Annotated in this window: 1 protein-coding gene and 1 pseudogene; both read left to right on the forward strand. The window is 40.9% G+C overall.

Annotated elements, in window-relative coordinates:
* Positions 1-433 (forward strand): annotated as a pseudogene (locus AMDU4_RS05835) (hypothetical protein); the annotation flags it as partial.
* On the forward strand, positions 430-876 hold a 447-nt coding region (locus tag AMDU4_RS05840), incomplete at its 3' end, for an ABC transporter ATP-binding protein (RefSeq protein WP_021787059.1). The pseudogene AMDU4_RS05835 and the gene AMDU4_RS05840, both read left to right, overlap by 4 nt.

Genomic DNA, 876 nt, shown 5'->3' on the forward strand with positions numbered 1-876 from the left:
AAGTGATCTGATTAGCTATGGCTTCAGTGGAGAACCGATGTACTTCATGTATGAGATGCTAACTTATGGGCTGATGATGGATATAGTCATAGCTATTGCAGGAAAGAATCTCTTTGGAATAAGATCGCCACCAAGAAAATCTGCTGCGGACAAAAGTAAAACTGATGCAAGTAAAAATTCATCCTCATCGCACTACCTTTCGAAAATTCCGGGGGTATATCTAGCGGCTATAGAAGGCCTGGCAATTGGAGTTTTCTGGGCTGTTCCAGAACCTCTTTTCTATAGTGGATTTGTAGCTCCATTTCTGTATGGTGGTGTTGTTGACTGGCAGGCAATAATTTTTGGTATCCTGGCATTCATTCCATCTGCAATAATATTAGGAGCTATTGGGGGAGTTATCACACTAAGGATAGTTAAAGCGGTGGGCCAATGAAAGCGGTCGAGATAAATAACCTAAAATTTTCTTATTTAGGAAACGAAGAGCCCTCTATTGAAGTGGAGAATCTTACTATAGAAGATGGCGAAACCGTACTTATAACTGGGCGATCTGGAGGGGGCAAATCAACACTTGTGAATTGTATCACTGGAATAATACCTCATATAACTCATGGTGAATTAGAAGGAAGCGTTAAGGTTTATGGTAAAAATGTAGCAGAAACATCGCTTGCAAAGCTTTCATCTGAGGTTGGTATAGTTCTTCAGAATCCTGAAACACAGGTAATGAACTACGGTGTGGAAGAAGAAGTTGCCTTTGGGCCTGAAAACCTTTGCTTAGCCCCTGAGGAGATAGTTTCTAGAGTAGACGAATCCATGAAAATCACGGGCATATCTGAAATAAAAGATAGAGAAACGTACACATTATCTGGTGGGGAGATG

Source organism: Ferroplasma sp. Type II, assembly GCF_000496155.1.